Genomic DNA, 26,827 nt, shown 5'->3' with positions numbered 1-26,827 from the left:
GGAGTAGAATTGGGGCATACCGCCGAAACCGTTCGTTTGTGCGCGTTGGACGGTCGTTGGAAGATCAACCCTCCGAGGTCAAGACATCAGGCTCGAGCCACTCGACGCCGAGCAGTTCGGACAGCGACCGCAGACCGGATCGATCACCACCTTTCAGACCTGTGACCGAATTGAGATTGCGCAACATGACCGTGGCGACGTCCTCTTCCTTGGTGCCCACGCCGAAGGGTATGACCCACGGGCACGTCTGGTAGTCGCGATGCGACCGACCGAACGTCTGTTCTGCCGCGATCCCTGAGTATCGCGGTTGATGAAAGATTCCCGTCCGTGGCAACGGGGACGCGTGAGTGCCGTCCGGGAGTGCTTCGTTGGCATGGAGCGAGATCGAGGTCGTGACATTGAAGACGATGACCGGTGCGTCCCCGCGTTGAAACCGCAGACGTTGACCCTCCTTGTCCGGCACCGCACCGAACAGTTTTGCCACCGAGATCCCGGCGTCTTCGATCATCTCGACCAGTGGATCACCTGCCGTGGAGACGAATTCGACGGCCACCAACACCTGCTTGCCTGCCTTGACCTGCGCCTGCGCCCACTGGGCCGTCGACTCGGCGCGGATCATGCCCGCTTTCTGTCGGTAGCGCAGAACCAGCGCACGGCCGCGCGCGATGTTGCGACTCTTGCGGGCCAATCCCATTTCGTAGGCGTACTCGGCCCACTCCGTCTCGTACTCGGCGCGCTGGGCATGGGTGAGGTCGATCGGCATACCGTCGAGCGGAACAGGTCCCCACGGAGTCGGTCGATGAATCATCAAGGGCGGTTTGCTGTTCGACATCCACCCACGCACGGTCTCGAGCGCTCGAGATTGCAGCGTAGGTGATTCCTTCGCCTCTGCGCTCCACGTCCACTTCCCGTAGGACTTGTCCAGCGGAAGGCCGGACTCGACCAGCCTGGCGCCCAGGTCGGACCAGTACTCCGAAGGTTCTGAATGCAGCTGCGCGAAAAGCGGTGCCAGGTAACGCTGGTCGGCCGGCGTGTGTCCCGGTGTTGCCGTCACGGACAGGACGAACGGCGCTTGCTCGTGAGCATTCGAAAAGCGCGCGACCTTCTCGAATGCCGCCGTGCGCTGTGTGTCGTTGCTGTACAGCTGGGCCTCGTCGGCAATCACCACACCGAACGTGTACTTGGGGCGGCCGTTTCGCGCGATCAGCTTCTTCAATTGGTCAGGCGACATGATCAACCAGCGGAATCCACCGTCGCCCACCGAGGCGATGGAATAGCGCCAATGCGGAATGGTGATCTGTGCGGGTCGATCGACGAGGACGAGGATGTTGGTTTCGCCGCGCTCCTCGGCAATCGTCTTGGCAGACATCACTGCGATCAGCGTCTTACCCAGGCCTGCATTGTCTGCCAACAGAAACCCGCGTTTGCCGGCGCGAGCGGCATCGACGACGGCTGCAGCCCCCGAAACCTGCTCGGGCCGAGGAATTTTGGGTGCAGCAACGGGACGTTCACCGGTGCTGTCATTGATGTCGTCCTCTACCCACTGCGGATAAGAGAAGGGGAGTGCCTTGAATGGAGCGAGTTCTACGGGCAACTCCGTACCGACCCACGCGTAGCTCTTCCATTTCTTGACGAATTGCGCACCAGGCGCCGGCGTCCGAAAGGGAACGTCGAGGAGCCAGACTCTCTCACCAGGGCCGGCAGTCGGCACATCCGGCATCGTCGCGCGTGAGCTCTTCTTTGCGACAGTCTTCTTCGGGGCGGTCTTTCTGGTCGTGGTCCTCTTGGGTGCAGCCTTCTTCGGTGCAGCCTTCTTTGCGGCAGCCTTGCGTGCCGTGGTTGCTTTGCGTGGTGGCATCAGGCGGTTTCTGCTGTGAGGAATTCACGCAGCGTGAGCGCAGGCCGGCCGACAAGGTCCTCCACGGTGCCCGTGATCAGCGCCAATTCACCCTGCGCGATTGCGGTGTACGTCGACACCCATGCGTCGAGTTCCCAAGCGGGTGCGTTGTACGACGCCCGCGATTCGTAAGCTTCCTCGAGCGTTTCCTCGACGTACGTGGTTCGCTTGCCGGTGACTTCGGTGATGATGCTCGCGGCCTCGGAGAGCGTCAGTGCCTCCCGTCCGGTCAGGTTGTACGTCTGTCCGACATGAGAATCCAGATCCTGCAGAACCGACACAGCGACGGCAGCAATGTCGGAGCGCGCTACCGCGCCGACGAGACCGTCCCCTGCGGGTCCGCGGATCACACCGTCTTCACCGGCGAGAGCGGGTAGGAAATCGAGGTAGAAGCTGTCGCGCAGGAAGGTGAATGCGAGCCCGGAAGCGCGGATATGTTCTTCGGTGACCCAGTGATCGCGAGCGAGCGTGAACGTCGCGTCCGGAGCAGCGCCGAGGAAAGACGTGTACACGATGTGCCTGACCCCGGCCTCCGCTGCGGCGTCGATGAAGGTGCGGTGCTGATCCAGGCGATCTGCGCTTTCGGCCGCCGAGACCATGAAGAGGGTGTCGATTCCGGCCAGAGCCGCGAGAGCGCGCTCCTGATCCCCGTACGTGGTCTCGGCCGAATCGGCACCGGGGAGCTGCGGTAATCGGTTGACCGACCGTGCGATCAGCCGCTGCGGGACACCGGCGTCGGCCAACGACCGGGCCACCAGTCCGCCGATATGACCGGTCGCGCCGGTGACGGCGATCCTCGCAGACCGTGAATCTACGGACATGGTGCCCCTCCTTCGGTCGGTGTGCATCCCATCTTGCCGGAACCCACTCCCACGTCAGGTCACGACGCGACGATTACACCGCGAGCCACCGACAGAGCGTCGGACAAAGCTGTCCTGGTGTTGTCGTCGAGGGACAGCAGGGGCCGGCGGGGAAGGCCGGCGTCGACGCCGAGAGATTCCAACCCGGCTTTGACCGTCGACGGCAGTCCGCGACTGACGAGGACCTTCAGTAGCGGCTCGATCTGTTCGAACACAGCGGCGGCACCCGACCGATCACCGGATTCGAGTAGACGCCAGAAGTGCACCACCTGTTCGGGGGCCAGACACGGGGCTGCCGTGCACCATCCGCTTGCACCGGCAGAGAAAGATTGCAGTGCAAGAGGATTGCTGCCGTTGAAGAAGGGGATCGTGCCACCGCTCAGTTCGGTGATGCGGTTCATCCGGGTGATGTCGCCGGTGGATTCCTTGATCATCGTGATGCCGTCGACGGTGGAGACGAGATCGACGAGAAACTCCGGCGACATGTCGATCCCGGTGGTGGCCGGATTGTTGTAGATCATCGTGGGAATGTCGACGGAATCGGCCACCGCGGTGACGTGTTCACGAATCTCCTGCTCACCCAGATGCCAGTACGACGTGGGGAGGATCATCATTGCGTCGGCTCCGGCGTCTGCCGCGATCGATGCTCGGCGGAGTGCTCCCGCCGTCGTCAGATCCGACACTCCGACGACGGTGGGGACTCGGCGGTCGACGTAGTCGACAGTCTCCCGAGCGACCGTCTCCCACTCTGCATCGTCGAGATAGGCGCTCTCGCCGGTACTGCCGAGTGGGGCTATCGCGTCGACACCACTGCTGATCATGCTGTCGAGGAGCGTGTGTAGCGGCTTGGGGTCGAATGCTCCGGTGTCCCGGTCGAACGGGGTGATGGGATAGGCGACGATTCCCTTGATGGTGCTGCTCATGAGGCTCTCAGTTCTGTTGGTGGGAAACAAAAGTCAGTTGGTCAGTGTGTCGGGATGATTGCGGAGAGCGCGACGGGCGTAGTAAGCGAAGTTCGCCTCGCTGCGCCGAGGAGTCAGTGTCCAATCGTGTGCCTCCTTCGCCAGGCGAGGCGGTAGCGGCTTGATGTCTCCGGCAGCCATCGCCAGCAACTGCAGTCTGGCCGCTCGCTCGATCAGATGCCCGAGAGAGCATGCCTCTTCGACCGTGTTGCCGACGACGAGTTGGCCGTGGTGGGCGAGCAGAATTGCCCGCTTGTCGCCGAGTGCAGCCGAAATGATCTCGCCCTCCTCGTTTCCCACGGGAACCCCGGGCCAGTCGGCGAGAAATGCGCAGTCGTCGTAGAGCGGCGCGATGTCCATTTGGGAGACGACGAGGGGAATCTCGAGCATCGACAGCGCCGTCGCATGTAGCGGGTGTGTGTGGACGATGCAGTTGACGTCGGGTCGTGCGCGGTAGATCCAACTGTGGAACCTGTTGGCGGGGTTCGGCATGCCTTCCCCGTCGAGGACTTCGAGATCCTCGTTGACGAGCAGGAGGTTGTCCTCGGTGATCTCGTCGAACCCGAGGCCGAGTCGCTGTGTGACAAACGTTCCTGGCTGCTCACCGCGGGCGGAGATCTGTCCGGCAAGGCCGGAGTCGTGGCCGGCGTCCGACAGTGCCCGGCAGGTCAGTGCGATCTTCTGTCGAAGAGTCCAACTACCTGTCGCTACTTCGGTGAGCATCTTCGTCTCGGCGGTGGCCATGAGTTCCTGCTTGCTCGCATGCATCGTGTCGGTCATAGGGTGTGCCTTTCTCGGGACCCGGGAATCAATGACATTCAGTCACCTATAAGACACAAAGTGTCATATAGGACGGAAATGTGCAACCTTCGATTCCTGCATCGCTGATCGCCGCAGGTCAATGTATTGGTAGGGTGATGACACAAAGTCTCGTGAGGGGAACCGAATGGCAGCGTTTTTGCGAACACATCGGCGTCGCGCCGGTCTGACGCTCGAGGGCCTGGCCGAGCAGACCGGTCTGACGAAGAGCTATCTCTCCAAGGTCGAGCGGGGTATCAGTACCCCGTCGATCGCGGTGGCACTCAAGATTGCGCGTGTGCTCGACGCCGATGTGGGGCAACTGTTCTCGGACAGTATGGAGGGAAATGCCATGACGATCGTGCGCGCGAAGGACCGCGTGATCGACCCGGCCAACTCCGTGCAGTCTTCCGTCTACGATCCGATCGCGCCCTCACTGGTCGGAAAGGCCATGCAGCCGTTCGTGGTTCATCCGGCCTCGGTGATGGGTCCCAAGTTCATGGACCACACGGGAGAGGAGTTCGTGTTCGTGCATTCCGGATCCGTAGAATTCGAAATCCCCGGGCAGACGATGCACCTCGACGCCGGCGACAGCTTGTACTTCGACGCGAATACGCCGCACCGGATGCGGTCGGTGTCGGCGGATCGTGCGGTGGTGCTGGTTGTCGTCTACGACAAGCCTTCGGCTGGATCACCCAGCGGTGACTCGCTGGAAACGCACTGCGGGGTGGGCAGATGACGCTGGGGATCGACACGACACTGACGCTTCTCGCGGCCGGTCTGATCTTCCTTCTCTCCCTGTGCCTGGGAATCTGGAAATACCGACAGATGGCCACTTCGGACAATCACCTCGCCCATCCGTATGTCGACATCGCACACCGCGCTGCCCTGATGTACTCGTTTGCGACGCTGCTGATCGCGGTGTTCGTCGAACTCAGTGCGTGGCCGACGTGGATCAACCTGACCAGTGCCGCAGTGGTCGTGTTCTTCTTTCTCGCAGCGATATTCAGCTACATCGCTCACGGTGCGATGAAGGACACCGACAATCAGTTCGAGTCCGCCGGTCCGCCCCTGCACCTCGGGATGTTTCTGCTGATTCTCGGCGAGGTGGGCGGATTTGCCGTCCTACTCGCAGGTTTCGTGAAAGGCCAGTTCTTCTGATCGGGCTTCAGCGCCTGTGCTCGTAGCCGATCCAAGCCCGTCGACGCTCACCCATCGGGTCGTTCTCCACTCGGGACGTCTCGTCGAAGATCATTGTTTGCCGCTCCGGTACGGAGTAGGCGGGCCAATCCCGGTCCGGCACTCCGTGGCGGGCGAAATGGATCCAGTGGCGCTGCATGGTGGAGGTCACCGCAGTCAGTCCGCGGCGCCCACCGACCGCTGTCAAGGCCGCGGTGAGTGCATCCGAACGCCCGAAGACCGCAAGCAATTCGGTGGCGTGGGTAGCGCCCATGCCGATGAGTCTGAGCAGGCGAGGCGCAAAATCGTAGCGGTAACTGTAGGTAGGAGCTACCTGGCAATGACCCTGTGCGCAGAGTATCGCGGGCTCCCAGAACGTGATGTCGCCGCCGAGATCTGCGGCAGCAAACCGGTGCGGATACGTGGGATACGCCGCGAGCGCACGTGCTTTCACTTCAGGGGTGGTGTGGGAGAACATCTTCTCGATCCGAACCGGGTCGGTAGGCAAGATGTCGAGAACGCGCGGGAAGATTCTTCCCTCGTGGAGATTCGAACCGACGAGCAGCGGAACGGGGTGGGCGCGTCCGGCGGCGAACACGTCGAGCGGGTGTTCGGGAAGGACGTCGTCACCCACCACGGGGGCAAATGCCCGCGTTCCGGGTTCTTCGTCCGCGCCGCGGCGCGCAAGTTCTTCGCCGGCATCGACCAGGTCCTTCACCGAAGCGGAGCGCAGCCACGATGCCGGATCGGCATCCGGAGCCTGTGCGATCTCGAGGAACTCGCGTGCCCAACGGTGCGCTCGCTCTTTTCCGTATGCCGAAGCAGCCGGCGGACTTTGAGCGATGGCCCGGGCGAACAGCCCTCGTGCCGCCGGCGTTGCCATCAGAGTGGTGACCGCGTTGGCGCCGGACGATTCACCGAAGACGGTGACGGCGTTCGGGTCGCCGCCGAAAGCGGCGATGTTGCGTTGGACCCACGTCAGCGCGGCGATCTGATCGCGCAATCCGAGGTTCGTCTCGAATGATCTTTCCGCAGTGGAATATTCACTGAAATCGAGGTAGCCCAACGCGCCGAGACGATATTGGATCGAGACGTAGACGATGTCGCCACGTTCGACCAGGCTAGTTCCGCGGTACATGGGCGTCGACGGATTCCCGCCGTTGTACGCGCCGCCGTGAATGAAAACCATGACCGGTCGCAACGAATCCGACGGTACCTGCGGAGCCACGACATTGACGAAGAGTGAGTTCTCGTCGAAGTTGCTCTTGCGCTGCGGAGACGGAGAGCCGAATGCTTCCGCCGGGCGGACACCATGCCAAGCCTCGACCGGCTGCGGTGCGCGAAATCTCCAAGGACCGGTCGGGGCCGTTGCGTAGGGGATTGCTCGCCAGGTGCGCAGTCCTCGATCGAGGCGCCCGCGTACGACCCCGGAATCGAGAGTGATCTCGAGGGGGCTCGTCACGGTAGGGAGATGTCGGTGCCGTGGCTACGGTAACCGCTGTATCCCGCCCAGGCCAAGCGTTGTTCACGTCTGGGATCGTTCTCGACGCGGACGATCTCGTCGAAGATCATGGTCCGACGCTCCTGCCCCTCGTAGCGCGGCCACGATCCGCGCGGCGAGCCGTGCTCGGCGAAGTGAAGCCAGTGTCCCTGAACAGATTCGGTGACTGCGCGCAGTCCGCGTCGACCGCCGGGAAGGGTGAGGCCGCGCCCGACAAGGGTGTCACCGATGCCGAAGACTGCAAACAGCTCGAATCCGTGTGTGGCGTCGAGGCCGAGCCAGCGCATCATCGTCGGCGCGAAGTCGAATCGGTAGGCGTATGTCGGCGCCGATTGTGCGTGCGCTTGCATCAACTCCACGGACGGGTGCCAGAACGTGACGTCTCCGCCGACGTCGATCGCGGACTGCTCGTCCGGGTAGCCGGGATAGGTTGCGAGGATGCGCTTCCCGGCCTCGGGATCGGTGAGGGCAAACATGGTGTCGATGCGCGACGGGTTGGTCGGAAGTGCGTCGAGCACCTTCGGGAACAGCGTCCCCTCCCGTCTGTTGGTGCCGATGATCATCGGCACCTGGTGTGCCGATCCTTCTTTGAATGCGTCCAAGGGGGAGCGCGGCAGGAAGTCGCCGTCGACGACCGGTCCGAAGGGATGTAGTCCAGGTGTGTTCGCGAGTACCTCGGCGCCCAGTCTGCTTCCGGCTCTGCCCAATTCGACGGCTGTCGCCGAGGTCAGGGCCTTCGCGGGTGGTAGGCCGGAATTGAGGATCTCGACGAAACGCGCGCCCCAGGCATGCGATCGCTGCGTGCTCGAGACCAGATCCGGAGCCGAACTCTCGGCGATAGCGCCGGCAAAGAGTCCCTTGGCGGCCGGAGTCGCCATCAGGGTGGTGACGGCGGTGGCTCCGGCGGATTCACCGAAAATCGTGACTTTTTCAGGATCCCCACCGAAGGCGGCGATGTTGCGTTGCACCCACTGCAGGGCCGCGACCTGATCGCGCAGTCCGAGGTTGGAGTCGAATACGCGCTCGGATGTGGAGAACGGGGTGAAATCGAGGTAGCCCAGAGCGCCGAGTCGGTAGTTGATCGAGACGTAGACGACGTCGCCGCGTTCGACGAGGGACACGCCCGAGTACAAGCCGGTGGCCGAGGTCCCGATGGTGTTTGCCCCACCGTGGATGAAAACCATGACGGGACGCGGAGTATTGCCGGTGTTCGCGGGGGCGAGCACGTTGAGCGTCAGGCAGTCCTCGCTGCTCGGCTGGTACTTCCCGGGCGCGAGCAACAGCCCCTTCTTGTGTTGGACAGACGCGTCGCCGAACCTGGTCGCGTCGCGTTCTCCGGTCCACGGCGTGACCGGCTGGGGTCGCGTCAGACGCAGTGTTCCGACCGGCGGCCGGGCGTAGGGAATTCCGCGCCAGGCACGAAGTTTTCCCACCCGGCGGCCGCGCAGGGTGCCGTCGGCCGTGGTCACAAGTATGTCGGACGCCATGTCGCGACTATACGTACTTCGGGAGCGCGTCAGCGGCGAGCCTCCAGCAATCGAAGCCAGACTTCACTGACCGTCGGATACGAGGGCACCGCATGCCAGAGAGTTTCCAGTGGTACGGCGCCGACGACCGCGATTGTCGCCGCATGCACCAGCTCGGATACTTCGGGCCCGGCGAAGGTAGCGCCGAGGATCACGTCGGTGGCCTTGTCGATCACCAACTTCGCGCGCCCCGAGTAGTCGTCGCGCAGCAGCGAAGATCCCGCGACGGCGAGTTCGATCTCCACGACTTCGACGTCGTAGCCGTCGTCGCGAGCTTTCTTCTCGGTGCGTCCCACCCAGGCGATTTCGGGTGAGGTGAACACCACCTGGGGGACCTGTCCGTTGTCCGCCGACGCCGTGTACCGAGGTCCCCTGAGTCCGCGGCTCTCGGCCCGCGCGGCGATGACGTCTCCGCAGACTCTCGCCTGATACTTGCCCATGTGGGTGAGGGGAGAACGACCGTTGATGTCGCCGACGGCGTAGAGCCACTCACCTTGGGCACAGAGGTGATCGTCAGTGGTGACGTACTTGCCGTCCTCGAGGCCGATGACGGACAAGCCGAGATCGGCAGATGTCGGCCCGCGGCCCGCCGCGACGATGACCTCGTCGACTTCGATCACGCCGGACGATGTCTCGATGCTGACGGGTCCACCGTGGATGTGACCTTCGCCGGTGTCCTTGGCATCGGGGCGTGAGACCGAGTTGACGGCAGTGCTCAGTCGAACGTCCACACCGCGGGCGCCGAGTGCTTCGGCCACCATCGTTCCGGCAAACGGTTCTGCTGATTTCAACAGAGCATCGCCCCTCACGAGCAACGTCACGTGAGCGCCGAACGACGACAACCACGTTGCGCACTCAGTTGCGACCACTCCGCCGCCGATGACCGCCACTCGCGACGGAACCTCGTGCAGGTTGGTGGCGTCGCGCGAGGTCCACGGGAGTGCCTCGCGCAATCCCGGTGTCTTCGGGACGGTGGCGGTCGTTCCCGTGGCGAGTACGACGGCCTGGCGGGCACGGAGCTTACGGGTCCCGTCGACGGTCACTGCTCGCTCGCCGTCGATGACCCCGTGGCCTTTGATCACGGTGATGCCCGCGGAGGTTGCCCAGTCGACCTGGGACGAATCGTCGTGGTTGTGGGTGAACGAGTCGCGCCGTTTCAGAATGGCATCGACGTCCAGCGGTCCGGCCGGGATCCCGGGCAAGGCGTCGGCCGCCTCGAGGACCTGCCCCGGGCGCAGTAGTGCCTTGCTGGGCATACAGGCCCAATACGAGCATTCACCACCGACCAGTTCGTGTTCCACGATTGCGGCGGTGCGATTACTTCCGGCGATGGCGTATGCGGCGGCGTTCTCGCCGGCGGGCCCACCGCCGATCACGATGACATCGAATTCGTCGGTCATTGCTCCACGGTATGCCGGATCGGTCCGAGTTCGCTGGGTTACTGCCGGGTACGAGAGCTCGATGGTGGCTACAGTTGCACCCATGACGCGGCAGAAGATTTTGATCACCGGTGCCAGTTCGGGTCTGGGGGAGGAGATGGCCAGGAGATTCGCCGCGGCCGGTCGCGACCTCGCGCTGTGTGCCCGGCGGACGGATCGTCTCGACACGCTGCGAGGGGAGTTGGTGGCGCAGTACCCGTCGATCAGCGTCGCAGTGCGCGAACTCGATGTGACCGAACACGATTCCGTCGTCCGGGTTTTCGGTGGGCTACGCGACGAGCTGGGTGGTCTGGATCGGGTGATCGTCAACGCCGGGCTCGGCAAGGGCGCGAAGATCGGTACCGGAAAAGCGCACGCGAATCTCGCAACAGCACAGACGAATTTTGTCGGTGCGCTGTCGCAGTGTGAAGCTGCGCTCGAGATCTTTCGCGCGCAGGACGCCGGACACCTGGTTCTCGTGTCCTCGATCAGCGCGGATCGGGGGCTACCCGGGCCAAAAGCGGCCTATTCGGCAAGCAAGGCCGGGGTAGCGGCGCTGGGTGAGGCGCTCAGTATCGAGTTGGCGCGCACACCTATTCGGGTCACCACCCTGCTGCCGGGCTTCATCAAGACCGACATGTCCGCCGGCGCCGGCGACGACGCAGCGCTCATGGCCAGTCTGGACGAAGGCGTCAGTGCCATGGTCGACGCTATCGAGAAGGAAACCACCCGAGCGGCGCTACCCGGCCTCAAGTGGCAAGGGATAGATGCGGCCCTACGATTCCTGCCCAACTCCGTGACAGCGAGGTTTGTCTGATGAGCATCCACATCTCGAACGGTAAGCCCCGGGTAGTGATCGTCGGTGGCGGCTTCGGTGGACTGTATGCAGCGAGACGACTCAAGAAGGCTGACGTCGAGGTGGTTCTGATCGACCGAGGGACCAGCCACGTCTTCCAGCCCCTGCTCTACCAGTGCGCCACGGGTCTGCTCTCCGAAGGGCAGATCGCAAGTCCGCTGCGACATCTGCTCGAGGACAACAAGAACACGAACGTCGTTCTGGGCGAGGCCAAGTCGGTGGACGCCGACGCCGGGATACTGACTGCCAGTCGCTTCGACGGGTCGACCTTCGAATTGCCGTACGACTACCTGATCGTGGCGGCTGGAATGCGCCAGTCCTACCACGGCCAGGACGAGTTCATCAAATGGGCGCCCGGCATGAAAACCCTCGACGACGCTTTGGCGATCAGGCGCAGTCTCATTGCTGCGTTCGAGATGGCCGAATCGCTCCCGACTGCGGAAGAACGTCGACCGTGGCTGACATTCGCCGTGGCGGGCGGCGGACCCACCGGCGTCGAATTAGCCGGACAGATCCGCGAATTGGCGATGCACGCGCTCACAAACGAGTTCCGGTCCATCGACCCGGACGAGGCAAGGGTACTGCTCTTCCACGGCGACGATCGGGTGCTCCCTTCGTTCAGTCGCAAGCTCTCGGCCGCCGCCAAACGTACTCTCGACGGGATCGGCGTCGAGACTCACCTCGGCGTGCACGTCACCGACGTGTGCGAGACCAGCATCGAGACGACGGACAAGAAGACAAAAGAGAAGCGGCAGTACGAGACCCGCACGATTCTGTGGACCGCGGGCGTCGAAGCGGTGCCGTTCGCCGAGGCACTGGCCACGGCGCTGGGTGTGAAGCAGGTCGGCGGTGGCCGCATCGAGGTGGAAGCCGATCTGACCGTTCCCGGCCACCCGAACGTCTACGTGGTGGGCGACCTCATGTCGCGGGACAAACTTGCCGGGGTGGCCGAGGTCGCGATGCAGGGTGGTCGGCACGCCGGTGCCCGGATCGCTGCAACCGTGGAAAACGGAGTGCCCAGCCGAAAACCGTTCAAGTACCGCGATCTTGGAACCGCGGCCTACATTTCGCGACGCCACGCGTTGCTTCAGGCAGGGCCGGTCCAGTTGTCCGGGTTCATCGGATGGGTGTCCTGGGGAATCATCCACATCGCATTCCTCGCCGGTTTCCGCAACCGCGCCAGCACGGTGCTGAACTGGGGCGCAACCCTGGCATCGAAAACGCGTCGGGAACGGGCAATCACGTACGGCGACCCCGAAACCGCTCGGCAGCCGTACAACTGAGGGTTACTCAGTCTTGAACACGGGGTTTCCGGCGGCGTCGATCATCCACCACAGGCTGCCGACGCTCTGTCCGAGCATGTCTCCGGGAACCTTGTCGTCGAGGTACCGATAGACGGGCTTGCCGTTGACGGTGATCTGGAAAGATCCTTCAGGCCCGTCGACAGTGTCGATGACGGCGTCGATTCCTTCGACGATCGGCGAATCCGTGACCGAGGTGACCGCCGGCCAGTAACGCAGGCACGCTTCGTCGCACGACCCGGCTTGTGAGTTCTCCTCGTCCGGGTTGTAGACGTAGACGGTCATGCCTTCGCCGTCGACGGCGATCGTCCCGAGTGGGGAGTCGGCGGTCTTCAGCAGGGGTGCATCAGCGGCGGCGGGTGGCGACAGCGACGTCGCAATGGCAGTGACGTTGTCTGCGCTGTCCCCGGAATCGAGGGCGTCGGGCGAGCAACCGGTGAGGATCAGGGCGCTACTCGCAACCGTCGCGAACAACCACTGTCTGCGCATGACGTCTCCGTTCTGGGCGGGAGTGCTCGGGACAAGCAATCGGGGATACCCGTTGCGGACGAGCTGAAAACGCCGGGCGTCCGGATTCCTCGACAATAGCTCTGTTACAGAGCTATTGTGAGGTTGTGGATGGAAGCGGAGCAAATCTTGCGGATGACGTCCTGGAGGCGCTCGGACAATTGCGCCGGGGCACGAGGAAGGCGTCGGGGCGGCCGTTTGCGGAACGACCGCTCGCCGGCGCCCAGATCGAACTCGTCAGGCTGCTACGACGCAACCCGGGTCTGTCGGTGGCCGAGGCTGCCGGGCGATTGGGTGTCGCGGCAAACACGGTGTCCACCTTGGTGCGGCAGCTCGTCGACGAGGGAGTGATCGAACGCGTTGCCGACGAGGCCGACCGCCGCGTCGCGCGATTGGTGCTCGCGGACGAGGCGCGCGCCCGCGTCGAGGTGTGGCGTGATCGCCGGAGTGTGATTGTCGGTCAGGCATTGTCGACTCTGACCGCAGAGGACAGGGCAAGTATCGAGGCTGCTCTACCGGCCCTGTCTCGATTGGCGAGCGCTCTGGCAGCAGCCGGATCGGAAGGCGGGGGGCAGTGAGATGCTGACACAGTGGTGGAAGAGCCGAGCGGCAGGTTCACCCGACCCCGGCGCACACGCGGTCGAGATCGACTCGGTTACATACAAGTTCGGCGACCACCGCGCGGTGGACAACCTGAGTCTGGTCATCAATGCGGGGGAGTGTTTCGGCCTGCTCGGTCCCAACGGCGCAGGAAAGACTACGACGATCAGGTTGCTCAACACGTTACTTCCTCTGCAAGACGGTGACATTCGGATTCTCGGTCGCTCAGTTCGTACCGAGGCGATGACCATTCGGCGCTACCTCGGGTACGTGCCACAACAGCTCTCGATCGAAAGCGCATTGACCGCACGCGAGAACGTGACCTGGTTCGCGCGACTGTACGACGTTCCGCGGTCCGAACGACGCGAGCGCGTCGACCAGGCGCTCGAGATGGTGGACCTACTCGATTCAGGTGATCGTCTGGCGTCGGGTTTCTCCGGCGGTATGGTGCGACGTCTCGAACTTGCGCAGGCGCTGGTGAACCGACCGTCGTTGCTGGTGCTCGACGAACCGACGGTGGGGCTGGATCCCATTGCCCGCGAATCCGTCTGGCAGCGAGTGGCGGAGATGCAGAAGCAGTACGGCATGACTGTGCTGCTCACGACGCACTACATGGAAGAAGCGGAGGAGTTGTGTGATCGTGTTGCGTTGATGCATCACGGTGAACTTCGTGCGGTGGGCGAGCCGAGCGCGTTGGCCGCCGAACTGGGGCCGGAGGTCACTCTCGAAGACGTGTTCCGTCACTACACCGGCGACGATCTCACCGGCGACAAGTCAGGAGGTCTCCACGATGTCCGCAGTGCCCGTCGCACAGCGCGCCGCTTGGGCTGATCCCACTACCAACAGTCTTGCTCGATTGCTCTCGAGAATTTACACATTCTGCCTCGTGGAAGTTCAGAAGTTGCGGCACGACCGATCTGAATTGGTCACGCGCGCAATCCAGCCGATCCTCTGGTTGGTGATCTTCGGTCAGACGTTCAGTCATATCCGAGCGATCCCGACTGGCGACGTACCGTATCTCGACTTTCTCGCGCCGGGCATCATTGCGCAGTCCGCGCTTTTTGTTGCGATCTTCTACGGAATCCAGATCATCTGGGAGCGTGACGCGGGAGTCCTCACCAAACTCATGGTGACGCCGACGCCACGAGCCGCGCTGGTCACCGGAAAGGCATTTGCGGCCGGTATCCGTGCGGTCGCCCAGGCCGTGGTCGTAGTCGTTGTAGCGGCGCTGCTGGGCGTGAGCATGACGTGGAACCCGATCAAGTTGCTCGGCGTCGTGGCTGTCGTTGTCCTCGGCTCGGCGTTCTTCGCCTGTCTGTCGGTTGCGATCGCGGGGATCGTGCTCAAACGAGATCGATTGATGGGCATCGGCCAGGCGATCACCATGCCGTTGTTCTTCGCGTCCAACGCTCTGTACCCGGTCGAACTCATGCCGACGTGGGTTCAGTGGCTCAGTCGCATCAATCCGCTGAGTTACGAGGTGTCAGCGCTGCGCGGTCTGCTGATCGGAATGCCGACCGACTACCTCGTCGACTTCGGCGTGCTGATCGGGGCCGCGCTGCTCGGAATCATCACAGCTTCGGCACTATTGGGCCGCTTGACTCGCTGATCTGACTCGCTGAACTTCGCTCCGGACTAGTCGCGAGTGAACGGTGGGGTGTAGGTGCTGCAATCCGGAGGGACGGCCGGGAGTCCTTCGGACGAGCGAAGTTTCTCCGCAATCGATGAGAGCAAGTCCTGCGATTCAGGGGAGAGATCGACCGCTTTTATGGCCAGAGAACGTAATTCGCTGTCGTGGAACTCCTCGACAACCGAACGGTCTTCTTCCGGAATCAGTTCGGGATCTTGGCGAGGTGTCGGGCCGAAGAAGTACTCTGCTGCCACGCCGAAGTAATCGGCCAATGCCAAAACGACTTGCTCCGATGGATTCGTGCGCACACCGCTCCGGAGTTGCGAGAGGTACGGTGTCGAAATCTTGCATCCACGTTGCGAAAGGGCTTCCACAACTTGTGCGTTGGTGAGTCTCGGTGCTGTGGCCGGGTACAAGGCGTTCAAACGGTCCTTGAATGAATCGGTCACAATTCCTCCCTCGAGCGTGACCCAGCGTCACAGCTACTTCGCAGTTTTCACATAGTAGACGACACGGTTATTCTGGACTCTGGTCGAAAGTCCTTTCACCTGCGGATATTTGGCGCAGAAAAATTCCAAAGACTTTGTAAAGTATGTGATTTTCGCCGCGTACTGACCGTTCGTTTTGCCAAGGTGTACGGCGGTAGCGTATAAGCCGAACGGTGGTGGTTACGCCATTGTGCTGCAGGTTCTTTCAGCCGGTCCTATCCATTTTGTGTCGATGCATTCCTGCTCGGTCTGTAACGTGCGAAGCGCTGCCGCCGGGCACCGGGCGTCGTCGTGCCGGCGGTTGGCGCGCCGCGTGTTCGGGACTTCTTCTCGGTGCTCTGCTCGACGCTCGCGCGCAGTGGTGGGCCCGTATTTTGCTGCACTCGAGAGTGAGCGCTCAGGTGTGTCCACCTGCGAAAGTGACGCGCATTGAAAGCGGCCGATTGGTATGTCATCGACGTTGGAACACAGTGCTTCTCGTCGGTCCCCATTTTTCATGCGGTGACATAAGGTTCATGCGGTGACATAGCGCCGCCCGGGCGTGTTGCTGCGGCGGACCGGGCTCGAAGCGCAGCCGGCCGGCCGGACATGTCGAGCGTCGACTCTGCGTCTTTCGGATCGGAATTGCCCGCTGCGCCAGTAGTAGTCGACGTCGTCGCAGTCAGGTGCATGTCAGAACCATGTGGAGGATTACACGTCTTGCACACGGAGGGCGACAGTCCAGGCGGCAATTCTGTCGCACAGATCTACCATCCAGTCCCCGCCGTGCGCTGCTCAACCTGCGGCATGTGTGCCTCGGCCTCGGAAGCGCTTTATGGCACGGGGGTTGCTGACCGGCGCATACTGGTTACAACACAGTGTGTTCGAAGGGCAGGACTGACATGGTCAGTGTCGAGAAGTGGGCGATGTGGGATTCCGCCGTGGAGGTGGACGTCACCGAGGGCGCTGCGCTGCCTACTGCGCACGCGTTGATCGCAGCTGCCATCGACGAAACCGAAGCGGTCTGCGACCTTCGCCGGGGAGACGCCGAGATTCACGCCGTCAACCTCGCTCAGGGAACTCCGGTCAAAGTGACACGACGTATGTCGGCTCTGCTGCGGTCGGCGCTGTGGGCTGCCCGTATGACCGGCGGTGCAGTCAATCCGCTTGCCGACAACTACTCCGAGGACGAATCCATCCCTCCGGTGCACCCGACCCCGACGTTCGAGGACGTACAGCTCGACGGAGACGTGGTGTACGCGCCCTGGGGTGCGTCGTTCGACATCACCGGAGTTGCCAAGGCCGACACCGTCGATCGCGCCGCGCAGATCGTCGCCGCCGAATTACAATGCGGCGTTGCTGTGCGGATCGGCGACGTGATCGCCACGGCCGGCCATGCACCGGCTGGTGGCTGGCAGATTCCGGTGCCGGACAGCGAAGAAGTCGAACTGATCAACGGAACCGCGATGGCGACGGCGCGGGCGCTGGAGCTGCCCTCCTGGGAGCCGAACCAGGAGCGGCCCTCCACGGAATGGGCACAGGTCTCGGTGATTGCTGACGACGCGGTGTGGGCGTACGCCGCGAGCGAAGCTGCGTTGATCCGGGGGATAAGCGCCATCAAATGGGTTGAACAGCAAGAGCTTCGGGCTCGGCTCGTCGACCGATCCGGACGCGTGTACACAACGGAAAGTTGGTTCGGCCCGGCGGCCGCGTGAGTCAGGCCCGTCCGCGCTCTCTGCGGTACCACTGCACCAGAGCATCTGTGGATGTGTCGCCGAGGTCGCCGGGTGCTGCTTCGGAAGAGAGCGCAGGCCCCAGTTCCATGGCTTGTGTCTTGCCGAGTTCGACGCCCCACTGATCGAACGGATTGACACCCCAGACAGCACCTTCGACAAATACCTGGTGCTCGTAAAGTGCGATCAGCTGACCGACGACCGAGGGGGTCAGCTCCTTCGCCAAGATAGTGCTCGACGGTCGGTTGCCTGGCATCACCTTGTGTGGCACCAGCTCCGGAGCAGTGCCCTCTGACGCGATTTCTTCGGCAGTCTTCCCGAACGCGAGAACCTTTGTCTGAGCGAAGAAGTTACTCATGAGCAGATCGTGCATTGATCCCGTGCCGTCCGCAGTAGGCAGATCGTCGGTGGATTCCGCGAACCCGATGAAATCGGCAGGCACCAGCCAGGTGCCCTGATGCAGGAGTTGGTAGAAGGCGTGTTGGCCGTTGGTTCCGGGCTCGCCCCAGAAGATCTCACCGGTGGACGTGGTCACCGGTGAGCCGTCGGCGCGAACCGATTTGCCGTTGGACTCCATGGTCAGCTGCTGCAGGTAGGCGGGAAAGCGCAGCAAGTCGTTGGAGTAGGGCAGAACTGCGCGGGACTGTGCGCCGAAGAAGTTGGAGTACCAGAGCCCGATGAGGCCGAGGAGGACCGGCGCGTTCTGCTCGAGCGGTTGGTTTCGGAAGTGCGTGTCGATCTGGTGGAAACCGTCGAGGAACTCCGCAAAGCGAACGGGTCCGACGGCACACATGACCGACAAGCCGATCGCCGAGTCGACGGAGTAGCGCCCGCCGACCCAATCCCAGAACCCGAACATGTTCGCGGTGTCGATGCCGAACTCCGCCACGCGGTCACCGTGGGTGGAGACTGCGACGAAATGCTTGGCTACGGCTGAGACGTCTTCGCTGCCCAGACCGGCGAACAGCCAACGCTTTGCCGCTGTCGCGTTGGTGAGGGTCTCGAGGGTGGAGAACGTCTTGGATGCGACGATGAAGAGCGTCGTCTCCGGATCGAGGTCGTCGAGCTGTCCGACCAGATCGACAGGGTCGATGTTGGAGACGAACCGGACGCTGATTCCGGCGTCGGCGTAATGCCGTAATGCGCGGTAGACCATCACCGGCCCGAGGTCGGAACCGCCGATGCCGATGTTGACGATGGTGCGGATGCGCTTGCCGGTAGCTCCGGTCCACTCGCCGCTGCGCACACGATCGGCAAAAGCGCCCATCGCGTCCAGAACTTCGTGAACGTCGGCGACGACGTCTTGACCGTCGACGGTCAGCGCAGAATCCTTGGGCAGACGCAGCGCTGTGTGTAGTACGGCGCGGTCTTCGGAAGTGTTGATGTGATCGCCCGCGAACATCGCGTCGCGTCGTGCCTCGACGCCGGCCTCGCGGGCCAGGTCGACGAGCAGCGCGAGAGTCTCGCGGCTGACGCGATGCTTGCTGTAGTCGATGTGAAGATCACCGGCGTCGATCGTCAGCTCTCGCCCGCGGGCTGGATCGTCCTGGAAGAGTTCTCGCAGGTGAACGCCTTCGATGTCGGCGTAATGAGCGCGCAGTTTCTGCCAGGCTGAGGTTCCGGTGATGTCAGTGCTCACGATCATCGACTTTAGTGGCACAAGCTGGAAACTTCCGCGTGAGTCTCGCTCGCGGGCAGACGGACGCGGCTCCGACGAGCATCATGGAACCCATGGACACATTCGAATTCATTCGATCAGTTCCCACCCAGTTGTTCGTCGGCGGTCGGTTCGTGCCCGCGGAGAACAACGCGACCTTCCCGGTGGCGGATCCGGCGACCGGGAAATCGTTGACCGATGTCGCCGATGCGAGCCCCGCGGACGCGCTGCGCGCTCTCGACGAAGCCGTCGCCGTCTCGTCGAAGTGGGCGAGCACACCTGCGCGCGAGCGTGGTGAAATCCTGCGAGCCGTTTTCGAGAAGATCACCGAGCGAGCCGAGGACGTGGCGCTGCTGATGACCCTCGAAATGGGCAAGGCACTCGCCGAAAGTCGCGCCGAGGTGAAGTACGGGGCGGAGTTCTTCCGGTGGTTCAGCGAGGAGGCCGTTCGCATCGGCGGGCGCTACACGCCGGCGCCGGCGGGCAACGGCCGGATCCTTGTCACCAAGGCGCCGGTCGGACCGTGTCTGGCCATCACTCCCTGGAATTTCCCGTTGGCGATGGGTACCCGCAAGATCGGCCCGGCGTTGGCCGCCGGCTGCACGATCATCGTCAAGCCCGCCTCGGAGACCCCGTTGACGATGTTGTTGCTTGCTCAGCTCATGGCCGAAGCCGGGTTGCCCGACGGAGTCCTCTCGGTGTTGCCGACATCGAAATCCGGTGAAGTGACCGGCCCTCTCATCGACGACCCTCGACTGCGCAAGCTCACCTTCACCGGGTCCACCGGCGTCGGCAAGATGCTGGTGGAGAAGTCCGCGAAGCGATTGCTCCGCACGTCGATGGAATTGGGTGGCAACGCACCCTTCGTGGTGTTCGACGACGCGGACGTCGACAAGGCAGTCGAGGGCGCGGTACTGGCGAAGCTTCGCAACGGAGGCGAAGCATGCACCGCCGCCAACCGGTTCCACGTCGCCAACGCCGTGCGTGAAGAGTTCACGACCAAGCTGACCGAGAAGATGGCGACTTTCACGATGGGACCCGGTACCGACCCGGAGACGAAGCTCGGCCCGCTGATCAACCAGAACCAACTCGACACGGTCGCGGAGTTGGTTGCAGATGCGGTGGATGCCGGGGCGAAGGTGCGACTGGGCGGCGAAGCGCCGGGTGGTGAAGGGTACTTCTATCCAGCCACGGTGTTGGCAGACGTTCCGGCCAGCGCGCGGATTCTGAAAGAAGAGGTGTTCGGACCCGTCGCCGCGATCACCGGCTTCGACACCGAAGCCGAGGGAATCGCAGCCGCCAACGACACCGAGTTCGGACTGGCCGCGTACATCTTCACAAGGGATCTCGACCGTGCGCTTCGGGTTTCCGATGCACTGGAATCAGGAATGATCGGCGTCAACCGCGGAGTGATCTCGGACGCGGCAGCGCCGTTCGGTGGCGTGAAGGAATCCGGATTCGGCCGCGAGGGCGGGACCGAGGGGATCGAGGAATACCTGAACACGAAGTACATCGCGCTCGAGAGCTGATACACACGCGAACGGCCACATCGGGACTGCCAGAGGCATCCGATGTGGCCGTTCGCAAGTGAACAGGTCGTGCGCTAGTGGCCCAGGCGTCCGCGGCCCAGGCGCAGGAGCAGCATCGCGAGGGTGTGGCCTTCCTGGCCCAGCTCGTTGAATCGTTCGAGGACCTTCATCTCGCGGCTGTGCACCAGACGCGGACCACCCGATGCCATCCGGGTACGGCCGATGATCTGGGAGACCTCGGAGCGACGTTTGATGGCCGCGAGGATCTCGGCGTCGAGACGGTCGATTTCTTTCCGTAGTTCGTCGATCTCCGCCTCACTCTGGGGGATCTCGACGTCTGTCGGAGCAGTTTTTACAGTATCGACAGTATTTCCATGGGGGGCTGCAGCCTGGGTGCTCATTGCTATTCGTCTCCTCTTCCTACTGCGTGGATCGTGGTCTCGGCTCGGGTCGTTACCGATCCAGGCACACTGACGAAAATGCCCCGGATCCGATTCGGACCAGGGGCGGGTGAGCTGTTCAGATCACGTGCACCGAGGTCCGGGGCACGTAAAGTAACGCCACAGCGGGCCGACGGGGTCGGCCGTGTTGTCGCGAACGGAAATGCTGAACATAGCGTCCAGTTTGCCATGCTCGACACAGGTAATCCAAGTGCCTCTACCAGCAGGTGGACGCACTGACGACCGTGTCGGTGGACGCCGGTAGCGTGGACAGGCGATGAACACGTACCCAGCACTCGGTGAGCACGACGGACATTCCCAGCACGACGGGGGCGGCGCGCGGGGACACGACGCGGGTTCGGACGCCCTCCTCGAGGGTCTCAACCCGCAACAGCGCGAGGCCGTGGTCCATGCCGGTTCGCCGTTGCTGATAGTCGCGGGCGCCGGCTCGGGCAAGACTGCAGTGCTGACGCGTCGTATCGCCTATCTGCTGGCCGAACGGGGTGTCACCCCCGGTCAGATCCTGGCCATCACGTTCACCAACAAGGCTGCGGCCGAGATGCGCGAGCGTGTGGCAGCTCTTGTCGGACCGCGTGCCAACGCCATGTGGGTCTCGACGTTCCACTCCAGTTGCGTGCGGATTCTGCGAGCACAGGCGGCGCTCCTACCCGGTTTGAACTCGAATTTCTCGATCTACGATTCCGACGATTCGCGTCGACTGCTGACGATGATCTCGAAGGACCTCGAGCTCGACACCAAACGATTCTCCGCGCGGCTTCTCGCTACGCATATCTCCAATCTGAAGAACGAACTCGTCGGACCGGAAGAGGCGGTTGTCGCAGCCGATCAGGATCCGGCCGAACTTCCGCGACTGATCGCCAAGGTCTACGGCCACTACCAACAGCGGCTGCGTGCGGCGAACGCACTCGACTTCGACGATCTCATCGGTGAGACCGTCGCGCTTCTTCAGGCGTTTCCACAGATCGCCGAGTACTACCGCCGCCGCTTCCGTCACGTGCTCGTCGACGAGTACCAGGACACCAACCACGCGCAATACATGCTTGTGCGTGAACTGGTCGGCGGTGCCGGCGAGTCCGACCACGCCGTTGCCCCGGCCGAACTGTGCGTCGTCGGTGACGCCGATCAGTCGATCTACGCATTCCGCGGAGCCACTATCCGCAACATCGAAGAGTTCGAACGCGACTACCCGGATGCTCGGACCATCCTTCTCGAACAGAACTACCGTTCGACGCAGAACATTCTGTCTGCGGCCAACTCCGTGATTTCCAAGAACACCGGCCGACGAGAAAAGCGTCTGTGGACCGATTCGGGTGAAGGCGAACTGATCGTCGGCTACGTTGCAGACAACGAGCACGACGAAGCATCGTTTGTCGCCTCGGAGATCGATCGGCTGGTGGACCAGGGCGAGACCAAGTTCGCCGACATCGCGGTGTTCTACCGGACCAACAACTCCTCGCGCGCGCTCGAGGAGATCTTCATTCGACTCGGAGTGCCGTACAAGGTGGTCGGCGGCGTTCGCTTCTACGAGCGCAAGGAAGTTCGGGACATCGTCGCGTATCTGCGCGTCCTCGCCAACGAGGACGACACCGTGAGCCTGCGACGCATTCTCAACACGCCCCGACGCGGTATCGGTGATCGAGCCGAAGCCTGCGTCGCCGTGCACTCCGAGCATCGCAACATCAGCTTCGCCGCCGCTCTCCGTGACGGCGCGGAAGGCAAAGTGGCGCTGCTCAATACGCGGTCACAGAAGGCCATCGCGTCGTTCCTCGAGATGATGGACGGGCTGCGGGCCCTGCTACCGACAGCGGCCGCCGACGAGGACGAACCGTTCGAGCTCGGTGACATCGGTGAGGTTGCCGAGGCGGTGCTCGAGCGCACCGGCTACCGCGCCGAGCTTGCGGCGAGCAGCGATCCGCAGGATGGCGCGCGACTCGACAACTTGAACGAACTCGTCAGCGTGGCAAGGGAATTCAGTTCCGACGCGCGAAACGCGGCCGGGCTGATCGATCCGGACGACGAGGAAACCGCAGCAATGCGTGAAGGTGAACCCGATCCGGGTTCGCTTGCCGCCTTCCTCGAACGGGTATCGCTTGTCGCCGACGCCGATCAACTGCCGGACTCCGACGACGGCGTCGTGACCATGATGACGCTTCACACCGCCAAGGGCCTCGAGTTCCCGGTCGTCTTCGTCACCGGTTGGGAGGACGGGCAGTTCCCGCACATGCGCGCCCTCGGCGATCCGGCGGAGCTGTCCGAAGAGCGTCGACTTGCTTACGTCGGCATCACCCGTGCCAGGCAGCGCCTGTACCTGACGCGCGCGATCATGCGTTCGGCGTGGGGGCAACCGATCCAGAACCCGGCGTCGCGGTTCATCCAGGAGATTCCGGAGGACCTGATCAACTGGCGCCGTGAGGATCCGGGCACCGGTGGCGGATTCGGAAGCGGCAGGCCGGGTTACGGCAGCGGAAGCCGCTACGGCAGCCAGGGCGGCCAGGGATACGGCGGCGGGCAGAACTACGGGGGAGGGTCCGGCAAGGCCGCGTCGACTCCCAGTTTCGGTGCCGCGCGTGGCCGCAACAACGTTCTGGTCCTCGCCACGGGTGACCGCGTCAGTCACGACAAGTACGGTCTGGGCACCGTGTTGGAAACCAAGGGCACTGGCCCCACCGCGACGGTCACCATCGACTTCGGTAGCGCGGGCAAGGTGCGGTTGATGCTCATCGGCGGTGTGCCGATGGTCAAGCTGTAGAAGACAGGCGAAAACTTCCGGCCCGTACCTGGAAAGGTGCGGGCCGGAAGTTTTTCATCAGAAGCGTTGGGCTTGCGATCAGTCCTGCTCGACGCCGAGGCTGATGCCGCGTGAGGCGAGCCAGGGGAGGGGATCGATCTTGTTCTCGCCGGCGAGATGAACCTCGAAGTGAAGGTGAGGGCCGGTGGAGAAGCCGCGGTTGCCGACAGTGGCGATCTGGTCGCCGGCCATGACCTGCTGACCAACCGTGACGGTGGACGTGTCGATGTGGCCGTAGACGGTGATCGTTCCGTCTGCGTGCTGTAGGCGTACCCACATGCCGAACCCGGAAGCCGGACCTGAATCGATGACCTTGCCGTCGGCGACGGCGACGATGGGCGTCCCGATCGGGGCGGCGATGTCGACGCCGGCGTGCAGGGTGCCCCAGCGGGTGCCGAAGTTGGACGTGAACGTGCCCACTGCCGGCAGGACGAACAGCGGGCGACGGGCAGCGGCTTCGCGTGCTGCGCGCTCGTCACTGAAACGCTGGCCCTTGGCAAGCAGGTTGCTGAACTGGGAGAGGTCGGTCGGTGCTGCGACGTTGAGGACCTGCGGAGCGTCGGCCTCGGTGGTGGCTGCCGTGGAGGTGGCCGGAGCGAACTGAGCGGCCTGCGGTTCTGCGGTGGTACCGATCGCGGAGGACTCGTTGGCGAGTGCAACTTCCGAGTGGTCGGCGGCAGAAGAGGAACCGTCGTTGACAACTGCCTGGCCCGCGGCGACAACCGCGCCGGCTGCAACTGCCAGAACGGCGGCGCGGCCCTTGAGAGCGGAGGGAGGGGTGGGGAGTCGGTGAGCACCGCTGCGGCGAACCGGAGATTCGACATCGACTGTCGGTGCGGAGGAGGCGTAAGTGGGGGTGCTGATCACGTCGGACTCGACGAACTCGTGAGAGTCGGAATCTGACGACGTGGAGGATGAATTTCGAGTGAACATATCGGTAGAGATCTCAGAACTTTTGGTCTCGGTGTAACGCCTGGCCGAGTGCGTTGGATAAGTGGTCGTGACCTCGTCTGGAGCTGAGTTCGAGAACCTACTAGCGGTGAACTGGCTGCGGTGATGCATATGCCGGTTCTCTCCTCGAGTTCGTGATCAGCCCGTGACTTAGACCGACTGACGGTAACGAAATGATTGCGATGGGCGCAAGCCGTAGCGGAAACCTGTCCAATTATGTGACGTGCCTCACAGCTTGACCTGGGAATATGTCGATCCGGGCAAAACGGACGAATCATCTCGTTTCGTGATCGCGCGTGTCACAACCGGATCACCGGTCCATTCAGGCACTACCGTCGATCGAGTGTCCACAACACCTGGAACTACGTCGCAGGCGCGTATCGACGACCCCGGAGTGAAGTCCGGGGCGCCACTCGCGGCGGTAATCGGACTGCTCGGTGCCGTCGGAGTGGCAGCCAGTCCCGTCGTCGGAGTCGGGAGTGGCCGCGGGGTCGACACGACGGGGGCTCTTGCTTCCGCCGCTCTCTTCGCTGCCGTCTGCACGATCGTCGTGCCGCTGGTTGCGGTGCTCACCTCGGGGCGCAGGCCCGCCTTCGCAGGTGGACTCCTGGCAGGTATCGGCGCGGTGTCCCTCGGCGCGGCGATCCTCGACGTTCAGTTGTTCGTCGACGCAATCGATGCAAACCGCTTGGACCTTTTCCGTCCGATTTCGGCGGGTTCGATCGATGCGGGTCCGGGCGCTTATCTCGCGCTCGCGGGCCACGGACTTCTTGTGGTGTCTGGTGTCCTCGGCTTCATGGTCGTCCATCGTGAATCAGAGCGGGACGGATACGGCAGCGCTCGCGCCGCGGAATTCGACGGGCGATCGGTTGGCGGGCGGATCGGTGGGTGGCCGACAGCGCTGCTGATTCTGGCCGCGGTGGTGTTCGTGCTCTCCCTGTTCGGTCCTTCCTTCAGTTCGCAGGATCCGATCTTTCTGGTCAAACCGCTCGTCGACTCGGCGGCGGCCACCGCCGTCGGTACGGGATTAATCGGCGTCGCGGTACTCGTTGCGGTCGCGGCGGCATTGACGTCCATCTCGCTACCGGTGGGCTGCGGCGCCCTGATCGGTGTCGGTCTCGGCGCACTCGCAGTCAGTGGAACCAGGGTGATGTCTGGGTTCGCGGCCGGCGATCGGATCGGCGTCGGTTCGGGATCGGTGGTCGGGGCACTGGCCGCCGTGGTCATCGCCGTGATCGGAGTTTCAGCTCCCTACCTCGCTTCCAGGCGTGAAACAGATGCGATTCCTGCTGAAAGTGTGGTTCGCGCACCCGCGAAGACGACAAAGGGTGCGCTGAAAGCGGCGATGGTGGCTCAGTCCCGGGCGGCGCAAGCGCGGGTGAACAGACTTCACCGCGTTGCCGGTATCGGCGCAGTTGTCACCGCAGCAGTGGCAGCCCTGGGGGTGGCACTTCCGGTCCTGTCGTTGCCGGAGAACATCCCCGAACCGTCCATGCTTTCGTCTCGAGTTGTCTTGCTCGCGACTGCTGTACTGCTGGTCGCCGGTCTGGGCCTGTTCGCCCCGGGCCGCGCCGCGGTGGTGCGGCCGGCCGTCGGCGTGTTGTGGACCACGGTCGTGATGGGAGTCGCCGCTGTCATGCAGTCGGCTGTCATCGCCACGGACGTACCGGGCGTCGGGTTGGGGGCCGGTGCCTTCGTGCTCTGCGGCGCGGCTTTCCTCGCTGCGGCGACGGGACTGCTCGTCTGGCTGGCGGGAAGCGCCGAGCGTGAGGATGTCGACACGTCGGTAGGTGGCGGTTCGAGAGGGCTGGTGCTTCTCGTCGGTGGGATCGGCGCCGTCGCTGTCCTGATCGGAACCGCGCTTCCCCTCTATCGGGGCGACGCCTATACGGCGGCCTCAGTTCTGGAGTGGCCGTGGGGAATTGACGTCTGGGGTCAACTGCTCGTCGGCGTCACCGTCGTGATCGCCGCTGTGATCGCAGCGTCCGCGCGGCCGTCGCGGGGCGCGGCATTGCTGATCGGATCTGCCGTGGCAGCTCTGGTGTATGTGGGTGAGTGGCCACTCACGTCATCGCGCATATCGGACGCAACCGTGGGGGTGGGTGCGATCACAGCGGCCACGGGCATAGTGTTGCTTCTCGTTGCAGCGTTCTCGAGCGCAAGAATCAGTGAGACTGATGCTTGACAAATTCGGTGTGGCCACCTT

24 protein-coding genes are annotated in these 26,827 nt (G+C 63.3%); 11 read left to right on the top strand and 13 right to left on the bottom strand.

Annotated features, from left to right (window positions below):
• Window positions 1–64: 64 nt before the first annotated feature.
• From GN300_RS02690 to GN300_RS02675, 4 genes are read right to left on the bottom strand one after another with little or no spacing between them, the layout of a single operon-like run.
• Window positions 65–1,858, bottom strand: a complete 1,794-nt coding sequence (locus GN300_RS02690; RefSeq protein WP_063315944.1) for a DEAD/DEAH box helicase family protein — start codon at window positions 1,856–1,858, stop codon at window positions 65–67.
• Window positions 1,858–2,718: an SDR family oxidoreductase gene (locus tag GN300_RS02685; RefSeq protein WP_003946390.1), complete on the bottom strand. Its 861-nt coding sequence runs from the start codon at window positions 2,716–2,718 to the stop codon at window positions 1,858–1,860. Before GN300_RS02685 ends, GN300_RS02690 begins: the two co-directional genes overlap by 1 nt.
• Before the next feature lie 59 nt (window positions 2,719–2,777).
• Complete coding sequence (locus GN300_RS02680; RefSeq protein WP_063315945.1) at window positions 2,778–3,680, bottom strand: dihydrodipicolinate synthase family protein; 903 nt, start codon at window positions 3,678–3,680, stop codon at window positions 2,778–2,780.
• 33 nt (window positions 3,681–3,713) lie between these two features.
• Window positions 3,714–4,499 (bottom strand): aldolase, encoded by a 786-nt coding sequence (locus GN300_RS02675; protein WP_063315946.1) that lies wholly within the window; start codon window positions 4,497–4,499, stop codon window positions 3,714–3,716.
• Between the two features lie 166 nt (window positions 4,500–4,665).
• Between GN300_RS02675 and GN300_RS02670 the strand changes: the two genes are divergently transcribed.
• Window positions 4,666–5,256, top strand: a complete 591-nt coding sequence (locus tag GN300_RS02670) for a helix-turn-helix domain-containing protein (RefSeq protein ID WP_003946400.1) — start codon at window positions 4,666–4,668, stop codon at window positions 5,254–5,256.
• Window positions 5,253–5,678 carry a hypothetical protein gene (locus tag GN300_RS02665; RefSeq protein ID WP_003946354.1) on the top strand — a complete coding sequence of 142 codons (426 nt, stop codon included), beginning with the start codon at window positions 5,253–5,255 and terminating at the stop codon, window positions 5,676–5,678. Before GN300_RS02670 ends, GN300_RS02665 begins: the two co-directional genes overlap by 4 nt.
• A gap of 7 nt (window positions 5,679–5,685) precedes the next feature.
• Here the strand turns inward: GN300_RS02665 and GN300_RS02660 are convergent, their stop codons facing one another.
• From GN300_RS02660 to GN300_RS02650, 3 genes are read right to left on the bottom strand one after another with little or no spacing between them, the layout of a single operon-like run.
• Window positions 5,686–7,158 (bottom strand): carboxylesterase/lipase family protein, encoded by a 1,473-nt coding sequence (locus GN300_RS02660; RefSeq protein WP_063315947.1) that lies wholly within the window; start codon window positions 7,156–7,158, stop codon window positions 5,686–5,688.
• Window positions 7,155–8,684, bottom strand: coding sequence for a carboxylesterase/lipase family protein (locus GN300_RS02655; protein ID WP_063315948.1), 1,530 nt, complete (start codon window positions 8,682–8,684; stop codon window positions 7,155–7,157). The genes GN300_RS02660 and GN300_RS02655 overlap by 4 nt, the downstream gene beginning before the upstream one ends.
• A 29-nt stretch (window positions 8,685–8,713) precedes the next feature.
• Window positions 8,714–10,123, bottom strand: a complete 1,410-nt coding sequence (locus tag GN300_RS02650) for an NAD(P)/FAD-dependent oxidoreductase (protein ID WP_042449247.1) — start codon at window positions 10,121–10,123, stop codon at window positions 8,714–8,716.
• 82 nt (window positions 10,124–10,205) lie between these two features.
• On the opposite strand from GN300_RS02650, the gene GN300_RS02645 reads away from it, so the two are divergent.
• Both GN300_RS02645 and GN300_RS02640 read left to right on the top strand, forming a co-directional pair.
• The gene (locus GN300_RS02645) at window positions 10,206–10,958 is read left to right on the top strand and encodes an SDR family oxidoreductase (protein WP_063315949.1); all 753 of its coding nucleotides are present in this window, start codon (window positions 10,206–10,208) and stop codon (window positions 10,956–10,958) included.
• The gene (locus GN300_RS02640) at window positions 10,958–12,280 is read left to right on the top strand and encodes an NAD(P)/FAD-dependent oxidoreductase (protein WP_003946361.1); all 1,323 of its coding nucleotides are present in this window, start codon (window positions 10,958–10,960) and stop codon (window positions 12,278–12,280) included. The genes GN300_RS02645 and GN300_RS02640 overlap by 1 nt, the downstream gene beginning before the upstream one ends.
• Before the next feature lie 3 nt (window positions 12,281–12,283).
• Here the strand turns inward: GN300_RS02640 and GN300_RS02635 are convergent, their stop codons facing one another.
• Window positions 12,284–12,787 carry a hypothetical protein gene (locus GN300_RS02635; RefSeq protein ID WP_019744765.1) on the bottom strand — a complete coding sequence of 168 codons (504 nt, stop codon included), beginning with the start codon at window positions 12,785–12,787 and terminating at the stop codon, window positions 12,284–12,286.
• A gap of 125 nt (window positions 12,788–12,912) precedes the next feature.
• Here GN300_RS02635 and GN300_RS02630 point away from each other — a divergent pair, with 125 nt between their 5' ends.
• The 3 genes from GN300_RS02630 to GN300_RS02620 are packed head-to-tail and all read left to right on the top strand — an operon-like array spanning window position 12,913 to window position 15,014.
• Complete coding sequence (locus GN300_RS02630) at window positions 12,913–13,383, top strand: MarR family winged helix-turn-helix transcriptional regulator (protein WP_058226072.1); 471 nt, start codon at window positions 12,913–12,915, stop codon at window positions 13,381–13,383.
• A 1-nt stretch (window position 13,384) separates the two neighbouring features.
• A complete protein-coding gene (locus tag GN300_RS02625; protein ID WP_042921332.1) occupies window positions 13,385–14,236 on the top strand; it encodes an ABC transporter ATP-binding protein in 852 nt (283 codons plus the stop codon).
• Window positions 14,196–15,014 (top strand): ABC transporter permease, encoded by an 819-nt coding sequence (locus GN300_RS02620; RefSeq protein WP_007727621.1) that lies wholly within the window; start codon window positions 14,196–14,198, stop codon window positions 15,012–15,014. The genes GN300_RS02625 and GN300_RS02620 overlap by 41 nt, the downstream gene beginning before the upstream one ends.
• A 26-nt stretch (window positions 15,015–15,040) precedes the next feature.
• On the opposite strand, the gene GN300_RS02615 is transcribed toward GN300_RS02620, so the two are convergent.
• Both GN300_RS02615 and GN300_RS02610 read right to left on the bottom strand, forming a co-directional pair.
• The gene (locus GN300_RS02615; RefSeq protein ID WP_003946341.1) at window positions 15,041–15,484 is read right to left on the bottom strand and encodes a helix-turn-helix domain-containing protein; all 444 of its coding nucleotides are present in this window, start codon (window positions 15,482–15,484) and stop codon (window positions 15,041–15,043) included.
• A 533-nt stretch (window positions 15,485–16,017) separates the two neighbouring features.
• Complete coding sequence (locus GN300_RS02610; RefSeq protein ID WP_156511732.1) at window positions 16,018–16,194, bottom strand: hypothetical protein; 177 nt, start codon at window positions 16,192–16,194, stop codon at window positions 16,018–16,020.
• Window positions 16,195–16,404: 210 nt separating this feature from the next.
• On the opposite strand from GN300_RS02610, the gene GN300_RS02605 reads away from it, so the two are divergent.
• Window positions 16,405–17,217 carry an FAD:protein FMN transferase gene (locus GN300_RS02605; RefSeq protein ID WP_007727618.1) on the top strand — a complete coding sequence of 271 codons (813 nt, stop codon included), beginning with the start codon at window positions 16,405–16,407 and terminating at the stop codon, window positions 17,215–17,217.
• 1 nt (window position 17,218) lies between these two features.
• Here GN300_RS02605 and pgi read toward each other — a convergent pair whose 3' ends face one another.
• Complete coding sequence (pgi, locus tag GN300_RS02600) at window positions 17,219–18,874, bottom strand: glucose-6-phosphate isomerase (protein ID WP_007727615.1); 1,656 nt, start codon at window positions 18,872–18,874, stop codon at window positions 17,219–17,221.
• 92 nt (window positions 18,875–18,966) lie between these two features.
• Between pgi and GN300_RS02595 the strand changes: the two genes are divergently transcribed.
• The gene (locus tag GN300_RS02595) at window positions 18,967–20,421 is read left to right on the top strand and encodes an NAD-dependent succinate-semialdehyde dehydrogenase (RefSeq protein ID WP_007727613.1); all 1,455 of its coding nucleotides are present in this window, start codon (window positions 18,967–18,969) and stop codon (window positions 20,419–20,421) included.
• Window positions 20,422–20,495: 74 nt separating this feature from the next.
• Here GN300_RS02595 and GN300_RS02590 read toward each other — a convergent pair whose 3' ends face one another.
• The gene (locus GN300_RS02590; protein ID WP_003946362.1) at window positions 20,496–20,822 is read right to left on the bottom strand and encodes a chorismate mutase; all 327 of its coding nucleotides are present in this window, start codon (window positions 20,820–20,822) and stop codon (window positions 20,496–20,498) included.
• Window positions 20,823–21,138: 316 nt separating this feature from the next.
• Between GN300_RS02590 and pcrA the strand changes: the two genes are divergently transcribed.
• Window positions 21,139–23,631, top strand: coding sequence for a DNA helicase PcrA (gene pcrA, locus GN300_RS02585; RefSeq protein ID WP_003946394.1), 2,493 nt, complete (start codon window positions 21,139–21,141; stop codon window positions 23,629–23,631).
• A 78-nt stretch (window positions 23,632–23,709) separates the two neighbouring features.
• Here pcrA and GN300_RS02580 read toward each other — a convergent pair whose 3' ends face one another.
• Complete coding sequence (locus GN300_RS02580) at window positions 23,710–24,732, bottom strand: M23 family metallopeptidase (protein WP_030534879.1); 1,023 nt, start codon at window positions 24,730–24,732, stop codon at window positions 23,710–23,712.
• 232 nt (window positions 24,733–24,964) lie between these two features.
• Between GN300_RS02580 and GN300_RS02575 the strand changes: the two genes are divergently transcribed.
• Complete coding sequence (locus tag GN300_RS02575; RefSeq protein WP_233405564.1) at window positions 24,965–26,806, top strand: hypothetical protein; 1,842 nt, start codon at window positions 24,965–24,967, stop codon at window positions 26,804–26,806.
• Window positions 26,807–26,827: the final 21 nt, after the last annotated feature.

The sequence above is a fragment of the Rhodococcus sp. Ni2 genome (assembly GCF_021352185.1).
In the GTDB taxonomy this organism is placed as follows: Bacteria; Actinomycetota; Actinomycetes; order Mycobacteriales; family Mycobacteriaceae; genus Rhodococcus_F; species Rhodococcus_F qingshengii.
This window is presented reverse-complemented; position numbering and strand designations above follow the sequence as displayed.

What these genes read in the sequence shown, in the direction of transcription:
- GN300_RS02690 (WP_063315944.1), bottom strand. Translation starts at nt 1,858, where the DNA reads ATGCCACCACGCAAAGCAACCACGGCACGCAAGGCTGCCGCAAAGAAG.
- GN300_RS02685 (WP_003946390.1), bottom strand. Translation starts at nt 2,718, where the DNA reads ATGTCCGTAGATTCACGGTCTGCGAGGATCGCCGTCACCGGCGCGACC.
- GN300_RS02680 (WP_063315945.1), bottom strand. Translation starts at nt 3,680, where the DNA reads ATGAGCAGCACCATCAAGGGAATCGTCGCCTATCCCATCACCCCGTTC.
- GN300_RS02675 (WP_063315946.1), bottom strand. Translation starts at nt 4,499, where the DNA reads ATGACCGACACGATGCATGCGAGCAAGCAGGAACTCATGGCCACCGCC.
- GN300_RS02670 (WP_003946400.1), top strand. Translation starts at nt 4,666, where the DNA reads ATGGCAGCGTTTTTGCGAACACATCGGCGTCGCGCCGGTCTGACGCTC.
- GN300_RS02665 (WP_003946354.1), top strand. Translation starts at nt 5,253, where the DNA reads ATGACGCTGGGGATCGACACGACACTGACGCTTCTCGCGGCCGGTCTG.
- GN300_RS02655 (WP_063315948.1), bottom strand. Translation starts at nt 8,684, where the DNA reads ATGGCGTCCGACATACTTGTGACCACGGCCGACGGCACCCTGCGCGGC.
- GN300_RS02650 (WP_042449247.1), bottom strand. Translation starts at nt 10,123, where the DNA reads ATGACCGACGAATTCGATGTCATCGTGATCGGCGGTGGGCCCGCCGGC.
- GN300_RS02645 (WP_063315949.1), top strand. Translation starts at nt 10,206, where the DNA reads ATGACGCGGCAGAAGATTTTGATCACCGGTGCCAGTTCGGGTCTGGGG.
- GN300_RS02640 (WP_003946361.1), top strand. Translation starts at nt 10,958, where the DNA reads ATGAGCATCCACATCTCGAACGGTAAGCCCCGGGTAGTGATCGTCGGT.
- GN300_RS02635 (WP_019744765.1), bottom strand. Translation starts at nt 12,787, where the DNA reads ATGCGCAGACAGTGGTTGTTCGCGACGGTTGCGAGTAGCGCCCTGATC.
- GN300_RS02625 (WP_042921332.1), top strand. Translation starts at nt 13,385, where the DNA reads ATGCTGACACAGTGGTGGAAGAGCCGAGCGGCAGGTTCACCCGACCCC.
- GN300_RS02620 (WP_007727621.1), top strand. Translation starts at nt 14,196, where the DNA reads ATGTCCGCAGTGCCCGTCGCACAGCGCGCCGCTTGGGCTGATCCCACT.
- GN300_RS02610 (WP_156511732.1), bottom strand. Translation starts at nt 16,194, where the DNA reads ATGCACCTGACTGCGACGACGTCGACTACTACTGGCGCAGCGGGCAAT.
- GN300_RS02605 (WP_007727618.1), top strand. Translation starts at nt 16,405, where the DNA reads ATGGTCAGTGTCGAGAAGTGGGCGATGTGGGATTCCGCCGTGGAGGTG.
- GN300_RS02595 (WP_007727613.1), top strand. Translation starts at nt 18,967, where the DNA reads ATGGACACATTCGAATTCATTCGATCAGTTCCCACCCAGTTGTTCGTC.
- GN300_RS02590 (WP_003946362.1), bottom strand. Translation starts at nt 20,822, where the DNA reads ATGAGCACCCAGGCTGCAGCCCCCCATGGAAATACTGTCGATACTGTA.
- pcrA (WP_003946394.1), top strand. Translation starts at nt 21,139, where the DNA reads ATGAACACGTACCCAGCACTCGGTGAGCACGACGGACATTCCCAGCAC.
- GN300_RS02580 (WP_030534879.1), bottom strand. Translation starts at nt 24,732, where the DNA reads ATGCATCACCGCAGCCAGTTCACCGCTAGTAGGTTCTCGAACTCAGCT.